We start from the raw sequence: 18925 nt of genomic DNA, 5'->3' as shown, positions 1-18925 counted from the left end.
GGAGTAGCACGATGAGCGTCCGGGTTTCAGCGTCGCACACAGAGCCGCCGCCTCGGGGCGCAGCATTGGCGGGACTACGGCGGGTGGTGGCCGCATCGATGGCGGGCACCGTCGTCGAGTGGTACGAGTTCTTCCTCTACGGCACGGCGGCGACGCTGGTGTTCAACCATGTGTTCTTCGCCAAGGGGACCAGTGATCTGGATGCGATTCTCGCCGCGTTCGTGACCTATGCGGTGGGATTCGCGGCGCGGCCGATCGGCGGAGTTGTCTTCGGGCACTTCGGGGATAAGTACGGGCGTAAGAAGTTGCTCCAGCTGAGTCTGGTGCTGGTGGGCGCGACCACCTTCCTGATGGGCTGTCTGCCGACCTTCGGGCAGGTGGGGTATCTGGCCCCGGCGCTGCTTGTCACCCTGCGGTTCCTGCAAGGGTTCGCGATCGGCGGTGAATGGGGTGGTGCGGTGCTGCTGGTCGCAGAGCACAGCCCCAGTAGGAGCCGCGGCTTCTGGGCGTCCTGGCCGCAGGCGGCGGTGCCGCTGGGTAACGCGCTTGCGACCGTGGTGCTGCTGGTGCTGACGTCGACGCTGTCGGATGCCGCATTCCTGTCGTGGGGCTGGCGGGTGGCCTTCTGGTTGTCGGCGGTGGTGGTGCTGATCGGCTACTACGTGCGAACCAAGATCACCGATGCACCCATCTTCCTGGCGGCTCAGCGAGTGGCCGAGCAGGAGAAGTCGGACTCGTACAGCGTGGTGGAGGTGCTCAAGCGTTATCCACGTGGGGTTTTCACCGCCATGGGGCTGCGGTTCGGGGAGAACGTCCTCTACTACCTGGTGGTGACCTTCAGCATCACGTACCTCAAGGTGCACGTCGGAACAGATACCAAGGTGATCCTGTGGTGGCTATTGGTCGCGCACGCAGTGCATTTCGCGGTGATCCCCCTCGCCGGCCGGCTCAGTGACCGGTTCGGCCGCCGCCCGGTGTACCTGGTCGGCGCGCTCGCGGCGAGCACCTGGGGTTTCTTCGCCTTCCCCATGATGGACAGCAAGCACAATCTGGTGATCCTGTCGGCGATCATTATCGGGCTGGTCTTCCACGCCTTCATGTACGCCGGACAGCCCGCGCTCATGTCCGAGATGTTCCCCACCCGGATGCGGTATTCCGGTGTGTCCCTTGGGTATCAGGTGACCTCCATCGTCGCCGGATCGCTCGCGCCGATCATCGCGGTGCGGCTGCTGAACACCTATCACTCGTCGGTGCCGATCGCCTGGTACCTCGCCGGCGCGGCCGCCATCACGGTTGTCGCGGTGTTCTTCGCCCGCGAGACCAAGGGCGCGGATCTGACCGATATCGACCTCGCTGATGCGGCAAGCCGCGCCGCGCGAGCCGATCGAAAGGTGACCGTATGACCGACGACCTGGCCGGGCGGACGGCGCTCGTCACCGGCGGTGCGAGTGGAATCGGCGCCGCCTGCGCGATCGAACTGGCGGCGCGCGGAGCGCGCGTCACCGTCGCGGATATCGACGGACCGGGGGCCGCGCGGCTGGCCGCGAAGATCGGCGGAAATGCTTGGGAGGTAGACCTTCTCGACGTCACCGCGCTGGAAGACCTTCGTCTCGAAGTCGACATCCTGGTGAACAATGCCGGGGTTCAGAGCATCAGTCCCATCGTCGACTTCCCACCGGAGCGCTTCCGGACTTTGCTGGCGCTCATGGTGGAAGCACCGTTCCTGCTCCTGCGCGCGGCGCTGCCGCACATGTACGAGCAGGGGCACGGGCGGATCATCAATATCTCCTCGGTGCACGGAATCCGGGCCTCCGCCTACAAATCCGCGTATGTCACCGCCAAGCACGCACTGGAGGGCCTCTCCAAGGTCGCCGCGCTGGAGGGCGGCCCGCACGGGGTCACCAGCAACTGCGTCAGCCCCGGCTATGTGCGAACTCCGCTGGTGGACAAGCAGATTGCCGATCAGGCGCTTGCGCATGGCATCGACGAGCAAGAGGTGGTGGAGCGGATCATGCTGACCGAGAACGTGATCAAACGACTCGTGGAGCCCGAGGAGGTGGCCGCTCTGGCGGGCTGGCTCGCCTCGGATGCGGCGCGCATGGTGACCGGAGCGTCCTACCTCATGGACGGCGGGTGGAGCGCGCGATGATGCTGTCCGAGCACTCGGCCGCACCGCAGTGGGTACCGAATGCGGAAGACATTGCCGCTGCGAGGATTACCGACTTCACGCGGTTCATTGCCGAGCGATACGGGATTGCGGCCGACGACTACCTGGCGCTGTGGCAGTGGTCCACCGATGACGTGCCCGGCTTCTGGCGAGCGGTGTGGGAGTACTTCGACCTCGGCGCCATGCCGGACGAGGTGCTGGCCGACTCCGCCATGCCCGGTGCCCGCTGGTTCCCCGGAACCTCGCTGAACTATGTCGACCAGGTGGTGCGGCAGGCCCGTGCCGATCGTCCCGCCATCCTCGCCATCGCTGAGAATGCATCGATACGTGAGGTGTCCTGGGGTGAAATGCTCTCCCGCGCCGCGATATTGGCACGTTCACTACGGGTACTGGGCGTCCGCCCCGGCGATCGGGTGGTCGGCTATCTGCCCAATATCCCGGAGGCGGTGATCGCTTTCCTGGCGACGGCCGGTATCGGAGCCATCTGGAGTGCCTGCGGCCAGGACTACCCGGCGCAGGCGGCGCTGGATCGGCTCGGCCAACTGGAGCCGACCGTGCTGGTCACCGCCGATGGCTACCGCTACGGCGGCAAAGTCCACGACAGACGCGCCGAGATCACCGCCCTGCGTGCGGGTTTGCCGAGCCTGCGAGCGACGGTGGTGGTTTCCGGACAGGGCGGCACCGTGCCCGGCGCTCTCGATTGGGACGATGTCACCGACGATCCGGGCCGGACCACGGCGGTAATCGACACCACTGCGGTCGACTTCGATCACCCGCTGTGGATCCTGTTCTCCTCCGGCACCACGGGCACACCCAAGGGCATAGTGCACGGCCACGGCGGTGTACTGCTGGAACACCTGAAAGCCATTGCCCTGCAGTGCGATATCGGTCCCGAGGACACCTTCTTCTGGTACACCAGCCCCAGCTGGATGATGTGGAACTTCCAGGTCGGCGGACTGCTGGCCGGCGCCACCATTGTCTGTTACGACGGTAGTCCGGCTTACCCGGCTCCGGATGCCCTGTGGGCCTTGGCCGCCCGCACCGGGTCCACGGTGCTGGGCACCAGCCCGGGCTATGTCCTGGCCTGCGAGAAGGCAGAGGTGTTGCCGTCCCGCACACACGACCTGAGCCGCTTGCGCTCGATAGGCATCACGGGTTCGGCCCTTCCGGCCTCTTCGTCGCTCTGGCTGCGTGATCGGGTGGGAAATATCCCGGTCTCGTCCATCAGCGGCGGCACCGATGTGGTGTCGGCGTTCATGGGCGGTGTGCCTACCGTTCCGGTCTGGCCCGGTGAGCTCTCGGCGCCCTATCTCGGCGTGGCATTGGAGGCGTGGGACGACATCGGCCGACCGGTACTCGGCGAGGTGGGGGAGTTGGTCATTACCAAGCCCATGCCCTCCATGCCGGTCAAGTTCTGGAACGATGCCGACGGCTCCCGCTACCGCGACGCCTATTTCGACATGTTCCCCGGCATCTGGCGGCACGGCGACTGGATCACCCGCACCGGCCGCGGCAGCGTCACGGTCCACGGCCGCTCGGATCCCACCCTGAATCGCAATGGAATCCGTATGGGCAGCGCCGAGATCTATCAGGCGGTCGAGGCGCTGCCGGAGGTCGCTGAGGCCCTGGTCTTGGGCATCGAGCTCACCACGGGGGACTACTGGATGCCGCTGTTCGTCGTGCCGGCCGCGGGCCTCGCGCTGACCGACGACCTGAAACAGCGGATCGCCCAGACCATCCGGACCCAGGTCTCCCCGCGCCATGTCCCCGACGACATCATCGGAGCCCCGGGCATTCCCCACACCAGGACCGGCAAAAAGCTGGAGGTCCCTCTCAAACGCCTACTGCAGGGCGCAGACCCGGCTCACGTCATCGACACCACCGCCATCGACGACCCGGACCTGCTGCCGTGGTATCTGACCCACCGCCGCTGACCTGGTGGCAATTGGGTGCTGTTCCCGATGCTGGCGGCAGTGGCGATCCGAAATGCCGGTCCGATCGATGTACTGTCCGCACGGAATCGGCAGACCAGTCGGCCATACAGTGATCATTGAGCGAAGGTTGAGTTCGGACGCCACGATATTTGCGCCATGAGTGTAACGGCGCTCACGGATCGGCCGACCTGACTCGGGTGGGCAAGCATGGCAGCGGCGCCTGACCGGCGGGCGCTGCACGCAGGGAGATCGCAAGTGATGAATGACGCGTCCGGTACGGGCCGGTCGGCGGCGGAAGTTCGCGAGCGGCCCGTTCGTACTCGGCGGCCGAGGGTGACCACCCTGCCTCGGCTCTTGGCGGCGGTGGTGGAGAACGATCCCGACGCGATAGCGGTGGCGCTGCGCGGAGCGGTGCTGCGCTATCGCGAACTTGATGGTGTGTCGTCGCGAATGGCGCGATTGCTGATCCAGCGCAATGTCGGGCCGGGAGATCTCGTCGCGGTAGCTGCCGCACCGTCGATCCAGTCGGTGACGGCGATGTGGGCTGTGGCGAAGACCGGCGCGGGCTTCATCGACGCGGCGGAGCAGTTGCCGGACGGGGCGGAGCCGGTGATCGGTCTCGTCGCCGGTACCTCAGGGCACCGGAATGGTCCGGGCGCGTGGTTGCGGTTCGACGCCCCGGGGTTCACGCACGAGCTCGCCCGGTTCTCCGCCGAGCCGGTGACATCCGAGGATCGGTTGCGTTCGATAGTGGCCGAGGACACCGCGTTTGTGTGCGGCTCGACAGTAGTGACGCAAGCGGAGGTGGCCGGGCTGGGCGCGCAGCAGGCCGGGCGACAGTGGCCGGAATCGATCGCCGAGTTCCTGGGCACGGTGTTTCCGCGCTCCGCGCATCAAGATCCGGACACAACGCTGGCCGCGGCATTCGATCGCATGGTGGTGGCGCATCCGGAGGCGATCGCGGTTCGATTCGGCGCGCAAACGCTGACCTACCGCGAATTGGATGTCCGGTCGAACCGGCTGGCGCGCAGGCTGATCGCCATCGGCACTCGCCCCGAGACCCTGGTCGCCGTGGCGCTGCCCCGATCGCTGGACCTGGTGGTCGCATTGCTTGCGACGGTGAAGGCGGGCGGCGGCTATCTGCCGGTGGACCCGGATTATCCGCCGGAGCGAATCGCCTACCTGCTCGCTGACGCCGAACCGGTGTGTGTGGTGACGAGTCCGGGAACGATCCCGGCCATCGCGGCGCCCTCGGTCGAGGTGGGAGCGGGTGATCTCGCCGATCTGGACGGCGCGCCCGTCACCGACGCGGACCGGGCGGCACCCTTGCGGCCGGACAACCTGGCGTATGTCATCTACACGTCCGGTTCGACGGGCCGCCCCAAAGGTGTGCAGATTCCGCACCGCAATGTGATGACATTGCTGGCGAATACGCAGTCCCAGTTCGGGTTCGACCATCGCGACGTGTGGACGATGTTCCATTCCTACGCGTTCGACTTCTCGGTGTGGGAGCTGTGGGGTCCGCTGCTGCACGGCGGCACGGTGATTGTGGTCGACCACGAGACGTCGCGATCACCCGAGCAGTTCCTGGAGTTGCTGCGTACCGAGCGGGTCACCGTCCTGAGCCAGACTCCGTCGGCGTTCTATCAGCTGGCAGAGGCCGATCGCCGGGCGTCAGAGGCCCAGGGCCTCGCACCATTGTCGTTGCGGTACATCATATTCGGAGGTGAGACGCTCGACTTCTCCCGCTTGGACGATTGGCGCGCCCGGCACGGCGATGCTGCCGCGCAACTGGTGAACATGTACGGCATCACCGAAACGACCGTCCACGCGACCCATCATCGGATAGCCGGGACCGACCGGAGTGTCATCGGATCCGCTATCCCCGGTGTGCGGGTCCGGGTATTGGACGATCGGTTGAATCCGGTTCCGGTGGGGGTTCCAGGCGAAATCTATATCGCAGGTGAGCAATTGGCCCGCGGCTATCTCGCGCGGCCCGGACTGACGGCCGCACGTTTTGTGGCAGATCCGTTCGGCGCCAATGGCACACGCCTCTACCGGTCCGGCGACCTGGCCGAGTGGGACACCGGCGGCAACCTCCTCTACCTGGGACGCGCCGACGATCAGGTGAAGGTGCGTGGATTCCGCATCGAGCTCGGCGAGATCGAAACCGCCCTGCTCGCCCTGGAATCGGTGCACCATGCTGCCGTCATCGTCCGCGAGGACACACCGGAAGATCAGCGAATCGTCGCGTATCTGGTGGGGCAGCCGGAGGTGGCGGCGCTGCGCGCCGAGATGGTGCGGAGCCTGCCCGGCCATATGGTTCCATCGGCCTTCGTCGTCCTCGATGCGATACCGCTGACCGCACACGGCAAGCTGGATCGCCGGGCGCTACCGGCGCCGGTGGCCGAGACCGCCGCCTTCCGCGCACCGGAGCATCCCGTGCAGCAGGCGGTCGCCGACGCGTTCGCGCAGGTGCTCCGCGTGGAACGAATCGGCTTGGACGACAACTTCTTCGCGCTCGGCGGCAACTCACTGCTGGCGACGAGGGTCGCATCCCTGCTGAGCGCGGCATTGGACACCCGGATACCGGGACGGATGATGTTCGAGACGCCGACGGTGGTCGAGCTCGCGGCCGCCGCGATGGGCCGAATCGGCACCGATGGTCACCGGGCGCTGGTGGCCGGGCCGCGGCCGGACTCGATCCCGCTGTCGATGGCACAGCAGCGGATGTGGTTCGTCAATCAATTCGATACGGATTCGGCGGCCCACAATATCCCCCTCGCGGTGCGGCTGACCGGCGATCTGAATGTGCCTGCGCTGCAACGAGCCATCGGCGATCTGATCGCACGGCACGAGACCCTGCGCACGATGTACCCGCACCGCGACGGTGTCGCACGCCAGTCGATACTGCCCGCCGCGCGGGCGCTACCGGATCTCACGCCGCACCGGGTCGAGGAGGATGCGCTGCTACCGCGTATCGCCGAGATCGTATCCGCCGGATTCGATGTCACGACCGAAGTTCCCTTGCGGGTCAGGCTATTACGGATCGCCGCAGACGGGGCTGTCGAGCACGTGCTGGTGTTCGTCGCACATCACATCTGCTGCGACGGCTGGTCGATGGGGCCGCTGACCCGAGATGTCATGCAGGCGTATGCGAGTCGGTCGGCGGGCGCCGAGCCGGGCTGGTCGCCGCTACCGGTGCAGTACGCCGACTTCAGTATCCGGCAGCGCGAAGTGCTGGGTTCTGATGCGGATCCGGGCAGCCTCATGACGCGGTACGCCGACTATTGGCGTACCGCACTGGCCGGCCTGCCGGACGAGCTCAACCTCCCCGCCGATCGCACTCGTCCGGCTGTCTCGTCGTTCCGCGGTGGGCAGGTGCGATTCTCGATCACGGGCGCGGTGCACCGCCGATTGTCCGGGATTGCCCTCGAGCAGAACGCGACGCTGTTCATGGTCATGCACACCGCGTTCGCGGTACTGCTGGCCCGCATGTCCGGCACCGACGACATCATTGTCGGCACCCCGGCGGCGGTCCGCGATGATCCGGCCCTCGACGGCCTGATCGGCATGCTGGTCAATACGGTGGTCCTGCGCACCGAGGTACGGCGCGAGCTGACCTTCACCGAACTGCTGGCCCGCATCCGGGATACCGATCTGCAGGCGTTCGCACATGCCGATATTCCGTTCGAACGGCTGGTGGAATTGCTCAACCCGGAGCGTTCGCCGGCGCGGCATCCGCTGTACCAGGTGTCGCTATCGATGCAGAATCTTCCGGAAGTCAGCTTCGAGCTACCCGGATTACGCGTCGGCGCAGTCGATTGCTCGACCGGCACCGAGCAGGTCGATCTATCGCTGACCCTCCGTGACTCCGGCGGCGACGGCCTCGGCGGTATGGATGCGGTATTCACCTTCGCCCGGGATCTGTTCGATGAGGCGACGGTGTGCGGATTCGCCGATCGATTCACTCGGCTGCTCGAGGCGATCACCGGCGCGCCGGACACTCCTGTCGGAGATCTCCGACTGCTCGACGCGGCCGAATACGAACTGCTGACCCAGGTTCACGGAGGGCGATCGACGGTCGACGGATTGTTTCCCGATCTACTGACCCGGGGCGTGCGGTTCGGCCCGGAGCGGATCGCGGTGCGGTACCAGGATCGATCGATCACCTATCGGGAGCTCGACGAGTACTCCTCCCGCCTGGCCCGACTCCTGATCGACTCCGGCGTAGGTCCGGAAGGCTTTGTGGTACTGGCCATTCCGAGGTCCTACGAGATGGTCGTCGCAGTGCTGGCGGTGGCGAAGGCGGGCGGCGCGTGTGTGCCGGTGGACCCCGCCTATCCGCCGGATCGTGTGCGGCACATGGTCACCGATGCCACGCCCGTTCTCGGGCTCACCGCCGCCGGACATCTCGCGGGGCTGCCCCACGAGGTGGAGTGGCTCGTACTCGATGATCCCGCGACGGATCGACTGTGCGCGGCGCGGTCCGCGGCGCCGGTGACCGATGCCGACCGGCTCGCACCGCTGGACGTCAGGCATCCGGCATACGTGATCTACACCTCGGGGTCTACGGGTATCCCCAAGGGCGTCACCGTCACTCACGCCGGACTCGGCGGTCTGACTACCTATACGACCGGCATGTACGGGATCGAGCCGCACGACCGGGTGCTGCACACCTGCTCTCCGAGCTTCGACCAGTCGATCGAGGAATGGGTGTGCGCCTTCTACAGCGGCGCCACGCTGGTGATCGCGGCCCCCGGCGTGCTGGGCGGTCACGAGCTGGCCCAGGTGCTGCGGGCCGAACGGGTGACGCACGCGCTCATCACTCCGGGACTGCTCGGCAGCGTCGATCCCGCCGGAATGGACGACCTGGAGCTGGTTTCGGTCGGCGGCGATGTCACGACACCGGAGTTGGTGGCCGCGTGGCAGCCGGGTCGCCGCTTCTTCAACGGTTACGGCCCGACCGAAATGACGATCGGTGCGTGCTACACGATAGTGACTGCGGGACAGCGCATTACGATAGGCAATCCGGTGCCGGGCCGGTCGGCGGTGGTGCTGGACTCCCGGCTGGGACCGGTACCGCCGGGTGTGGCGGGCGAACTGTATCTGTCCGGTGACGCGATGGCGCGCGGCTACCACGATCGGGCGGGTCTGACCTCGGAGCGTTTTGTCGCCCACCCGTGGGGCGAACCCGGAGCGCGAATGTACCGAACCGGCGATCTGGTGCGCTGGGTGGCCGGGCATGACACGCGATGGGAGCTGGAATTCCTCGGGCGCACGGACTTTCAGGTGAAGATCCGGGGCTTCCGTATCGAGCTGGGCGAGATCGACGCGGTGCTCGGCGGATATGACGGTATCGACTTTTCGATCACCATCGGTCGTGAAACAGCTACCGGCACAACTGTTCTGGTGTCGTATGTGCGAGCGGTAGCGGGGTGCGCGCTCGATCGGGATCAGCTCGTCGAGTACGCCGCACGCAGCCTGCCCCGGCATATGGTGCCCACCGCGGTTGTGGTGCTCGACGAGATTCCACTGACTCCGGCCGGCAAGGTGGATCGAAAGGCGTTGCCGGAGCCGGTATTCGAGACCGCGACATTCCGTGCGCCAGCCACGCCGACCGAGCGGATCGTGGCGGAGGTATTCGCCGAGGTGCTCGGCATCGACCGGGCCGGCGCGGACGACGATTTCTTCGCGCTGGGCGGCACCTCGCTGCTGATCTTCACCCTGCAGCACGCGCTGGCGGCCCGGCTCGACAGCGAGCTGCCGGTGGCGGCGCTCTTCAGCGCCTCCACCGTGCGCGGCCTCGCGGCCCGCGTGACCGGGAGCGCCACGCCCGTCGGCGGCCCGGCTCTGCTCGCCGCCGATGCCGTACTCGCACCGGAGATCAATGGTGCGGGCTGTGCCCCGATGCGCACCGGGCCGGTGCGGGACGTGCTGCTCACCGGCGCCACCGGGTTCGTGGGCGCCTATCTGCTGCGCGAGATCCTGGACCGCACGGACGCTCTCGTATGGTGCCTGGTCCGCGCCGGCTCTGCCCGCGAGGGGCGGGACCGGATCCGCGCCGCACTGCATTCCTACCAGCTGTGGGACGACACGCTGGAAGCTCGAATCGTGCCTGTGCCAGGCGATCTCGCCGCACCGGCGTTCGGGCTGACAGACACCGACCATGCCCGGCTCGCCGACCGGATCGACGCGATCTATCACAACGGCGCCCGGGTCAATCATCTCGAACCGTATTCCCGGTTGCGCGCCGCCAATGTCGAGGGCACGCGGGAAGTACTGCGGCTGGCGACGACTCGGCAGCTCAAGCCCGTGCATTTCGTCTCCAGCGCCAATACCGTGATCTCCACGGCGGGCGGCCAGGACCTCATCCGCGAAGCCACCCGAATCGGCGCGGACGAGCTACCGGAGCAGGGCTACATTTCGAGCAAATGGGTTGCGGAGCAACTGATCCTGCAGGCGGGTGAGCGTGGCGTGCCTGTGCGTGTCTACCGCCCCGGTCTGATCTCCGGCGATCTCCGGACCGGTATCAACAATGCCGACGACTCGTTCTGGAACATGATCCGGGCCGCGGCGATCCTCGGGGCCGCTCCCGATATCGGTGCGGCGGCGATCGATTTGGTACCGGTGACCTATGTGGCACGCGCGATAGTGGCGATCTCGCTCGGCTCCGCGACCGACATCGAATATCACCTGATCAATGAGAAGCCGGTCGCGGTGCGTGACATCTTCGAATGTCTCGGCCGGCACGGACTTTCGGTCAAGACCGAGACGCTCGACACGATCCAGCTCCGGTTCGCCGAAGAAACCCGGACCCGCACCCTGGCCGGCGACGATTCCCTGGTGCGTGCCGCGCTGGTCAGCGGCAATTTCGGCGGTGGCACAACCGAGATCGTGCTGGATGACGCCAACGCCCGAAAGGCGCTCGCAGGGAGCGGAATCTGGTGTCCGGCGGTCGATGCGAGCGTGCTCGACACCTATATCGCCGCGTTCGTGCAGTCGGGATTCCTTCCGGTTAGCTGAGCGCCGCCTCGGACGATCACGTCAGCTGCCCGCGTTGCCCGCTTGCCATTGCGCCCACGGAACCTCCCAGTCGCCGTAGGTGTCCCACACCGGAAGTGTCGGGCCGCCGGAGTTGGTGATCTCCACGACGTCGCCGACCCCGAAGTGGTCGTAGAACCACTGGGCGTTGTCGGGGGCGAGGTTGACACAGCCGTGCGAGACATTGCTACTGCCTTGCTGACCGACCGACCAGGGGGCGGAGTGGACGAATTCGCCGTCGTTGGAGATCCGTTCGTCCAGTGCCACGGTCTCCTTGTAGTAGCCGGACTGGCCTGCGCAGACGCCGTAGGTGCAGGAGTCCATCACGATCGAGGGCTGTTTGCCGGAGATGACGTGCGGGCCCTCGTGTGAGGGGAAGCCGGGGGAGCCGAGGCTCATCGCCATCTGGTTGACCTGCTTGCCATTGTCGAAGATGGTCAGCTGTTCGGTGCTTCCGTCGGCCTTGGCGACCCAGGCGTCGTGGACGGTGTAATCGGCGCTGTTGTTCTCCGCACCGAGGACACCGTCGCCCAGGTCGACCCCGAGCACGTCGGCCTCGATATGAATCTTGGTGCCGGGCAGCCAGTAATTGGGTCCGCGGTAGTGCGCGTCCTTGTCATCGACCCAATACCAGGCGCCCGGTTGATCGGGCGTGACGGTCACCTTCAGATGTTTCTGCACCTCGGCCTTATTGGAGACCGCCTGGGTGAACTGGAACACCATCGGCTGGCCGACGCCGATGCCGGTATCACTGACCGTGTCGGGCGCCGGGACGACATTGGCGTAGGCCGTCTTGGCGGGATTGATGGTGGTGACCGTCGCCGTACTGTCGGCCGTCACGTCCACGCTGTTGGCTGCCTTGACCGCCACGTGGTAACTCGCGCCGTACCCGAGCGGGTCCTTCGACGTCCAGCTGCGGCGGTCTGCCGCGAGATCGCCACCGACGGTCTTGCCATCGGCCGCGTTGGTGACGGTCACGCTGATCAGCAGACCGTCGGCGGCATTCACCACAATCGGCGCGGATGGGTTCACCGGGCCGTGGTCGGCCGCGGGGACATCCACCTTCGCCGGGGCCGTAATGGCAGCTCCCTGCGGTGTCGGTTTGTCCGCGCTGGAGCTGCACCCGCCGACGAGTATGGCGACGACCGCCGACGCAATCGACATCACTACCAGTGATCTTCGCCCGCGCGTGTCCCTCGTCGTCTCCGCCCTCATCGTCTCCCCTTACCTACCGCCGAAATTCGCGAACGATCCTCAACCGGCAGATGCCGACCTCAATTACGGTAGGCCACAGTCTGTCCGGCCACCACCGGAGGTCCGGACCCGGCCGCCCTCACGGCCCCCCGAATGGCCCTCCCCAGGGCTCGCCGGAGTAGCCGAGCCGGCAGGAAAGTTCTCGGGCGGCATCGCGGACGGCGGGTCCGATGGTGTCCGCAGCCTACATCCCACGGTCGCCGGTTTGCGCGACCCATCCGAGGCTCTCGAGCTGACGGAAGATTCGGCTCACCGCGGAGCGGTCGATTCCGGCGTCAGAATGCCCAGGGGCCGACGCCACCGACCTTGTCGATGCGGATGCGGGTCAGGAATCCGGGTGGTGCACCCTCGGCTACGAAATCCACGCCGGGGGCCAGGGTCTCGGCGAGCTCTTTGAGAAATTCGGGCGCGCCCCCTTCGACGATCCGCGCGGTCCCATTGATGGAGAGCCACAGCGAAATTGGATGGCCGGGCCCGCCGGGTGACACGATGGTGAGGGCAACCCGCGGATCGTTGCGGACGTTGCGCACCTTCTTGTTTCCGTTTTTGGAGATGTGCCCGACCACGAGTTCGTCTCCGTCCGGCGTCGACTGCACTGCGACCCAGACCAGACTCACGTGGGGGCTGCCGTCGGGGTTCAGCGTGACCAGGGTGGCATCGGCGCCCTTTCCGATGAGACTACGAGCGGATTCGTTGAGCTCCATGGTTTCCCTTCAGTGGCGGAGAGATGACCCACGACCCAAGCATCGCGCGTCGGATCGGGCGAGCCGCAGGTGGAGGTTATTGTTGGCTTTCGCTCACGTCTGCGAGCGGATTCTCCACTGCCTGACGACCTTGCCCGGATCCGATCGGAGGCCGCTGTGGATGCGTCGCGCGACTGGAGCGACGAGCTGGTCGCTTCGGCGCAGTGGCTGCTCATCACGGTCGTGATCGCGGCGGTTGTGTTCCTGGTGGTTGCGGCGCTACTGCTGCGGATCACCCAGTGGGGCAGGCATTTCCGCGCTGTCACGGGTGCGTATTTCACCGGCCGGGAGGCGTTGCGCACGCTGCCGTTCGCCGGTGTGCTGTTGTTGAGTGCGGTGTTGTCGGTCCGGGTGAAGGTGTTGTTGTCCTATCAGGGCAACGATATGTTTTCGGCGCTGCAGAACTCGGCCGCGGCGATCGGAAGCGGCGATGGTGCTGCGCTGGATAGTGCGGAACACGCGTTCTGGCATTCGCTGATCGTGTTCGGTGTGCTTGCGGTGATCGAGGTGGTGCGTACCCAGCTGGACTTCTATCTCGGTCAGATCTTCGAGATCGGCTGGCGTGATTGGTTGACCGAGCGCATGACCGGGGCGTGGATCGATGATCAGGCCTACTATCGGGGCCGATTCATCGACGCGCCGATCGATAACCCTGATCAGCGTATCCAGCAGGATGTCGGCGACATGATCGCCGGTGCGCGGTCGTTATCGCTGGGGGCGGTCACCGCGGTGGTATCGGTTGTGTCCTTCACCCGGATTCTGTGGGATCTGTCGCCGCCACTGGATATAGCCGGCGTCGAAATCCCCAGGGCGATGGTATTTCTGGTCTTCGCCTACGTGCTGGTCGCGACGACGGTCGCGTTCTGGGTCGGCCGTCCACTGATTCAGCTCGGCTTCGACTATCAGGCCGCGGCGGCGAACTTCCGCTATGCCCTGGTCCGGTTGCGTGACAATGCCGAGCGGGTCGCGTTCTACCGCGGCGAGGCCACCGAAAGGCATGGATTGCGTGGGCTATTCGCGGAAGTCCTGCGAATCTATCGCCGTCTGGTCGTATTCACCACACGGTTCATCGGCTGGAATCAGGCGGCTACCGAAGCAGCCGTGGTACTTCCGTGGTTGCTGCAGGCGCCGCAGTTCTTCGCCGGCACGCTGACTCTCGGTGATGTTCAGCAAACAGGTGCGGCATTTGGGCAGATCCAGAGCTCGCTGTCATTCTTCCGCAATAGCTACAGCAGTTTCGCTGCGTTCCGCGCGACGCTGCTCCGACTCGAGGGCCTGCTCGAGGCGAACGAGAGATCCCGCGAACTGCCCAAGATCGGAGTGCGCGCACTGGACCGTTCGGTGGAACTGAACGCGGTCACCGTCTATCGGCCCGACGGCGCGATTCTGGTCGAGGATCTGAATCTTCGACTGCGTGCCGGGGACGCGGTGGTCGTCACGGGGCTTTCCGGGACCGGTAAGACGACTCTGTTGCGCGCGCTCGCCGAAATGTGGCCCTACACAAGCGGTGTCGTCGGCAGACCGGAGTTCACCGGCACATTGTTCATCTCGCAACTGCCGTACCTGCCGCTGGGCGATCTGCGCGCGGCCCTCGCGTATCCCGCCGCACCCGACAGCGAGACAGATGAAGTGTTGTCTGCCGCGCTGATCAAGGTGCAGCTCGGTCATCTGGCGGCTCAGTTGGACGAGGAAGCCGACTGGGCGAGCATCTTGTCGACGGGGGAGCAGCAGCGCTTGGCGTTCGCGCGAATCATCCTGATCCGGCCGGCGGCGGCGTTCCTGGACGAGGCGACCTCGGCGGTCGACGAAGGGCTGGAATTCGCGCTCTACACCCTGATCCGCGCCGAATTGCCGGACCTCATCCTGATCAGCACCGCGCACCGCCGCACAGTCGACCGACACCACACCGCCCGGCTCGAGCTCGCGCGCGGTGGCGGATGGTCGTACCTGCCGAAAGGTAAATTCTGATGATGACACTGAATGGTCAAGCGTTGCTTGCCGCTCCAGTCTCAGATGGATGGTTCGAGCGGATTATCGTCCTGCCGGGAAAACTCCCCTTGGCGATCCTGCTATTGATGTTCGTGGGTACGTTCATATTCATTCGATTCAGTGTGCGGATGATTCGGGCCGGTGTTTCGTGGTGGCCGGGCAATATCACCCCGGGTGGAATGCACATCCACCACATGGTGTTCGGTGTGGTGTTCATGATCGCGGCCGGATTCGGCGTCTTCAGTCCGATCGGCGACCACACGCCCTGGCCGGAGATCTTCGCGGGACTGTTCGGCGTCGGCACCGCGCTGGTTCTCGATGAATTCGCGCTGATCCTGGATCTGAAAGATGTGTACTGGTCCGAGCAGGGGCGGGTGTCGGTGGACGCCGTCGTCATCGGCGTGGCGGTATGCGCGCTGATGCTGCTCGGGGCAACGCCGTTGGGGATCACCGACAACTTCCGCGGCTGGCAGTTCGTCGCCGGACTTGTTCTCTTCCACGGCACCTTCGCAGTGGTGACAATGGCAAAGGGCAAGGTCTGGACCGGCTTGTTCGCACTGTTCATACCGATGCTGGGTGTGGTGGGTGCGGTGCGTTTGGCGCAGCCGCAATCACCTTGGGCCCGTTCGCGATACCCGGCCGGATCGGTGAAAGCGGTCAAGGCGGAGCGGCGCGAAAGGGAAGTGCGCTGGTTCGATCGCTTGCGCAACGATCTCTACAACGCCGTCGCGGGACGGCCCAGCCAATAGCGTCAACCTCTGCGAATGGAAATCGGCCGAAGATTCAGATCAGCGCTTCCAGATACCGCTGGCGATGAACTCGTCCCAAACCTCGCCGGGGAACCACAGTTCCGGGCCGTGGCCATGGTCCTTGGTGTCGCGAACTCCCACCACCCCGTCGCCGAGGTAGACCTCCACGCATTGCTGTCCGGTCTCGGAACGTCTTGACTTGAACCACTTGTGGATTGGCGGTCTGCTCACGCCGCGTACTCCTTCGCAATCTTCAATAGGACGTCTGCCGTGTCGTCTTCATCCAACGCTACCGCTTCCAATGCCGCGACTCCTTCGCGATAGCCTTGCACTACATCGGCTCTCCCGTGGTAGAGCCCGCCGATAGCGCCTTCGATGTAGACCACCGGCGACTCCGTCACGTTGGTGCTCAGGCGCGGGAACTGGAGCAATGTGAACGATTGAATGGTCAGCCCGCGATGCCCTTTCGCGCCGAAGGGAATGACCCTGATGCTGATGTTGTCCTTCCGACCCATCTCGGCCAGCCACCGTAACTGTGCGGCCATGACCTCCGGTTCGCCCGGCTGGTGCCGCAGCACCGCCTCCGACATCAGGAAGTTCAATCGGAAGCCGGGGTCGTTGAGTCTGCTCTGCCGCCGCAGGGCGAGTTCGACACGACGCTCGACATCGACCGCGGACAACCCCGGACCGCCATCGATGCGAACGACCGCGCGACGGTAGTCCGGTGTTTGGAGCAGGCCGTGCACGAGCACGAGTTGGTGGGTGGTGACTTGGTTCGCGGCGCTTTCCAGCCGCAGGTAGCGCGGGAAATGTGAGAACACCTGGTCGGTGTAGGGCTGCCAGAAGCCGCGCGAATCACCCTGCTGCTGAGCGACTTTCTCCTCGCTGCGGACTTCACGCCAGAGCCGCAGCGCCTCCTCGCGGGTCTCCGATATTGCCGCGTAGAAATCCAGCAGCCGCTCCAGTTCGACCGTGCTCACCTTCGTCGGTAGGCCGTTCTCCAGGCGCATGATCGTCTGCCTGGAGGTCTCGATGCGTAGCCCGGCGGCGAGTGGCGTCTTCTGGCCCGTCACGCGAATCTCGCGGATGTAGGACCCGAAAGCTATGCGAGAGGCGGCCAATCCAGCCATTTCTTCAGCCTCGCTATCTGGGAAATGTCCACTGCGGCTATGTCGACGATCGCCGTGTCCATGGCAGAAGTGTGCACCGTGGACACCTCATCATATTTCGTGGTCAGTCCACCGTGTACACGTTTCGGGAGTCATTTCGGGTGTCTACTGAGAAATGAAACCAGGCGACGACAGCGCGCAGCCGCCGCAAGGTAATCGGAACCAAGATCAGCTATGAGCATTGGAGGGATGCCGTAATGCCTTGGGACACATGGGCGCTGTTATCGATACTCGGACTCTGCCTCGCCGTCATCGGGTGGGCTGTGTGGGGTTTCTACCGTGACGCTCACCCCGGTGGTGATGTCCGCTCTGTTCTACTCCCGCTCCTCGGGACCGGTGGATACCTCGCAGTCTCGGCCGGCGGAGGAGCGGGACGATGGCACCGAGGCCAGCATCGAGCGGCGTAGGTGAAGATCCTGCGCAGGCCAATCGGCTCCGCCTCGAAGCTGCTGGCTGCCAACCCAATTCGTGCATCACCCGCAAGCAACTCCTGAAGATCGCCCGGAACCAGCCCACTCGACGCCCCCTCCCCCCGGCGTTCATGCCCGAGCACCTGTATTCCGCCCTCCTGCAACTGAAACGGCGCCCACCAGGAACTGGCGGCGGCAAGCAGCGAGAAGGTCCCGCCACCAGTTCCTGCCCGACGATATTTCACATCGCTGATCGTCCGGAACTGTGCGCTTCGCGCTCTTCGGATCGGTCATGAGGTTCTCCGGAAGGCCAACGGGACGAGATCACTTCGGAAAACCCGGCTGCCGGCAGTGCATGCTCTTGTCGACTATGTGTCGTCACTGGGCACCCCGCCATGCAGCTGACAAGCGGCGGATGGTCGATGCCCGGCAGGTGATGACCTGCGACGGGTTGCGTCCAATGATGTGTTGTAGCAGCAATATTCGATGGTGAGTGTCGTTAGGATCGCGGCATGGAGAGTCGCGATGTCGATCGAACGTCTGGTGAGACTGTTCGGCGTTCGGTTGTTTTGGGTGGGGGCGGCGTCCTCGGTTCGGCGTGGATGGCAGGTTTGGCCGCTGAACTGCGGCGTGGTGGCATCGATTTGGGTGCGGCCGATTCGATAGTCGGCACGTCCGCGGGCGCTGTCGTCGCGGCCGCGCTGGTAACGGGGCGGGATCCGGAGTCGTTCGCCGACGATCTCTATCCACCTGGTAGCACTCAATCACCGTCGGTGGTGAAGCCCGCGCTGCTCGCGGTCGCTTTCGCAGCGCTGTTGGATCGGACGCTGGATCGTGATGTGGCGCCGCGCAAAGTGGGTGACCTGGCGATGTCCGAGGACCCGGCGCTGCCGGCGCATATCGCGCCGATGGAGTGGCTGGTCGGGGGCAATTACTGGCCGGATAATCGGCTGCGGATAGTCGTTGTGGACGCCGCCAGTGGTCAGCGGCAGGTCTGGGACAGCAGTAGCGGTGTGCCGCTGGCGACCGCCGTCGCCGCGAGTCGTTCGTTTCCGGGAGCCTTTCCGCCCGTCGTTGTCGCAGACCGCTACTACATTGATGGCGGGTTCTGGTCGCCCACCAACGCGGACCTCGCAGCGGACTCGGACGTCGTTCTGGTCGTTGAGCCGATGGCGAACCGCTTCCCTCCCGAACAGGTTCAGGCCGAACTCGCGACCACGGTGACCGATACCGTTGTGCGATTCGGCCCCGACTCGGCCACGATCGACGTATTCAACGCGTTCATGTCCAATCCGGACGTACTCGCGAGCTGGCCGTTAGCGTTCCGAGCGGGCATTCGCCAAGCAAACGGCTTGGCGCAGCAGTTGATCGACGCGGGCTGGTCCTCGCCGAAGCATTGATGCGCGTCGGGCCGCAACGATCCGCTTCGCAGTTCGGGTGCTGAGCAGGGTCGCGCAAAGTGCGTT

12 protein-coding genes are annotated in these 18925 nt (G+C 65.4%); 8 read left to right on the top strand and 4 right to left on the bottom strand.

Translation table 11 applies throughout. From position 1 onward, the window contains the following. Positions 1 to 11: 11 nt before the first annotated feature. The 4 genes from JWN03_RS29945 (at position 12) to JWN03_RS29930 (ending at position 11127) form a co-directional block, all read left to right on the top strand. A complete protein-coding gene (locus JWN03_RS29945; RefSeq protein ID WP_297622023.1) occupies positions 12 to 1403 on the top strand; it encodes an MFS transporter in 1392 nt (463 codons plus the stop codon). Beyond that, the gene (locus tag JWN03_RS29940; RefSeq protein ID WP_297622020.1) at positions 1400 to 2149 is read left to right on the top strand and encodes a 3-hydroxybutyrate dehydrogenase; all 750 of its coding nucleotides are present in this window, start codon (positions 1400 to 1402) and stop codon (positions 2147 to 2149) included. The genes JWN03_RS29945 and JWN03_RS29940 overlap by 4 nt, the downstream gene beginning before the upstream one ends. After that, positions 2149 to 4101: an acetoacetate--CoA ligase gene (locus JWN03_RS29935; RefSeq protein WP_297622129.1), complete on the top strand. Its 1953-nt coding sequence runs from the start codon at positions 2149 to 2151 to the stop codon at positions 4099 to 4101. The genes JWN03_RS29940 and JWN03_RS29935 overlap by 1 nt, the downstream gene beginning before the upstream one ends. Positions 4102 to 4434: 333 nt before the next feature. Further along, entirely contained in the window at positions 4435 to 11127 is a 6693-nt protein-coding gene (locus tag JWN03_RS29930) for a non-ribosomal peptide synthetase (protein ID WP_297622018.1), read from the top strand. 21 nt (positions 11128 to 11148) lie between these two features. Here the strand turns inward: JWN03_RS29930 and JWN03_RS29925 are convergent, their stop codons facing one another. Further along, positions 11149 to 12309, bottom strand: coding sequence for an Ig-like domain-containing protein (locus tag JWN03_RS29925; RefSeq protein ID WP_441343084.1), 1161 nt, complete (start codon positions 12307 to 12309; stop codon positions 11149 to 11151). 365 nt (positions 12310 to 12674) lie between these two features. After that, positions 12675 to 13103, bottom strand: coding sequence for a PPOX class F420-dependent oxidoreductase (locus tag JWN03_RS29920; protein ID WP_297622016.1), 429 nt, complete (start codon positions 13101 to 13103; stop codon positions 12675 to 12677). A gap of 156 nt (positions 13104 to 13259) precedes the next feature. Between JWN03_RS29920 and JWN03_RS29915 the strand changes: the two genes are divergently transcribed. Both JWN03_RS29915 and JWN03_RS29910 read left to right on the top strand, forming a co-directional pair. Further along, positions 13260 to 15110 (top strand): ABC transporter ATP-binding protein/permease, encoded by a 1851-nt coding sequence (locus tag JWN03_RS29915; RefSeq protein WP_297622014.1) that lies wholly within the window; start codon positions 13260 to 13262, stop codon positions 15108 to 15110. Then, positions 15110 to 15880, top strand: coding sequence for a hypothetical protein (locus JWN03_RS29910; RefSeq protein ID WP_297622012.1), 771 nt, complete (start codon positions 15110 to 15112; stop codon positions 15878 to 15880). Before JWN03_RS29915 ends, JWN03_RS29910 begins: the two co-directional genes overlap by 1 nt. Positions 15881 to 15919: 39 nt before the next feature. Here JWN03_RS29910 and JWN03_RS29905 read toward each other — a convergent pair whose 3' ends face one another. Beyond that, positions 15920 to 16111 carry a DUF397 domain-containing protein gene (locus JWN03_RS29905; RefSeq protein WP_297622010.1) on the bottom strand — a complete coding sequence of 64 codons (192 nt, stop codon included), beginning with the start codon at positions 16109 to 16111 and terminating at the stop codon, positions 15920 to 15922. Then, positions 16108 to 17010, bottom strand: coding sequence for a helix-turn-helix domain-containing protein (locus tag JWN03_RS29900; protein ID WP_297622008.1), 903 nt, complete (start codon positions 17008 to 17010; stop codon positions 16108 to 16110). The genes JWN03_RS29905 and JWN03_RS29900 overlap by 4 nt, the downstream gene beginning before the upstream one ends. Positions 17011 to 17328: 318 nt before the next feature. Here JWN03_RS29900 and JWN03_RS29895 point away from each other — a divergent pair, with 318 nt between their 5' ends. Then, positions 17329 to 17460: a hypothetical protein gene (locus JWN03_RS29895; RefSeq protein ID WP_297622006.1), complete on the top strand. Its 132-nt coding sequence runs from the start codon at positions 17329 to 17331 to the stop codon at positions 17458 to 17460. 511 nt (positions 17461 to 17971) lie between these two features. Then, on the top strand, positions 17972 to 18859 hold the full coding sequence (locus JWN03_RS29890) for a patatin-like phospholipase family protein (protein ID WP_297622004.1): 888 nt from the start codon (positions 17972 to 17974) through the stop codon (positions 18857 to 18859). Positions 18860 to 18925: the final 66 nt, after the last annotated feature.

The organism is Nocardia sp. (assembly GCF_025465275.1).
In the GTDB taxonomy this organism is placed as follows: domain Bacteria; phylum Actinomycetota; class Actinomycetes; order Mycobacteriales; family Mycobacteriaceae; genus Nocardia.
This window is presented reverse-complemented; position numbering and strand designations above follow the sequence as displayed.

Excerpts from the sequence above, each read along its gene's own strand:
- JWN03_RS29945 (WP_297622023.1), top strand. The coding sequence starts at position 12 with ATGAGCGTCCGGGTTTCAGCGTCGCACACAGAGCCGCCGCCTCGGGGC.
- JWN03_RS29940 (WP_297622020.1), top strand. The coding sequence starts at position 1,400 with ATGACCGACGACCTGGCCGGGCGGACGGCGCTCGTCACCGGCGGTGCG.
- JWN03_RS29935 (WP_297622129.1), top strand. The coding sequence starts at position 2,149 with ATGCTGTCCGAGCACTCGGCCGCACCGCAGTGGGTACCGAATGCGGAA.
- JWN03_RS29925 (WP_441343084.1), bottom strand. The coding sequence starts at position 12,309 with ATGTCGATTGCGTCGGCGGTCGTCGCCATACTCGTCGGCGGGTGCAGC.
- JWN03_RS29920 (WP_297622016.1), bottom strand. The coding sequence starts at position 13,103 with ATGGAGCTCAACGAATCCGCTCGTAGTCTCATCGGAAAGGGCGCCGAT.
- JWN03_RS29910 (WP_297622012.1), top strand. The coding sequence starts at position 15,110 with ATGATGACACTGAATGGTCAAGCGTTGCTTGCCGCTCCAGTCTCAGAT.
- JWN03_RS29900 (WP_297622008.1), bottom strand. The coding sequence starts at position 17,010 with ATGGCTGGATTGGCCGCCTCTCGCATAGCTTTCGGGTCCTACATCCGC.
- JWN03_RS29890 (WP_297622004.1), top strand. The coding sequence starts at position 17,972 with ATGGAGAGTCGCGATGTCGATCGAACGTCTGGTGAGACTGTTCGGCGT.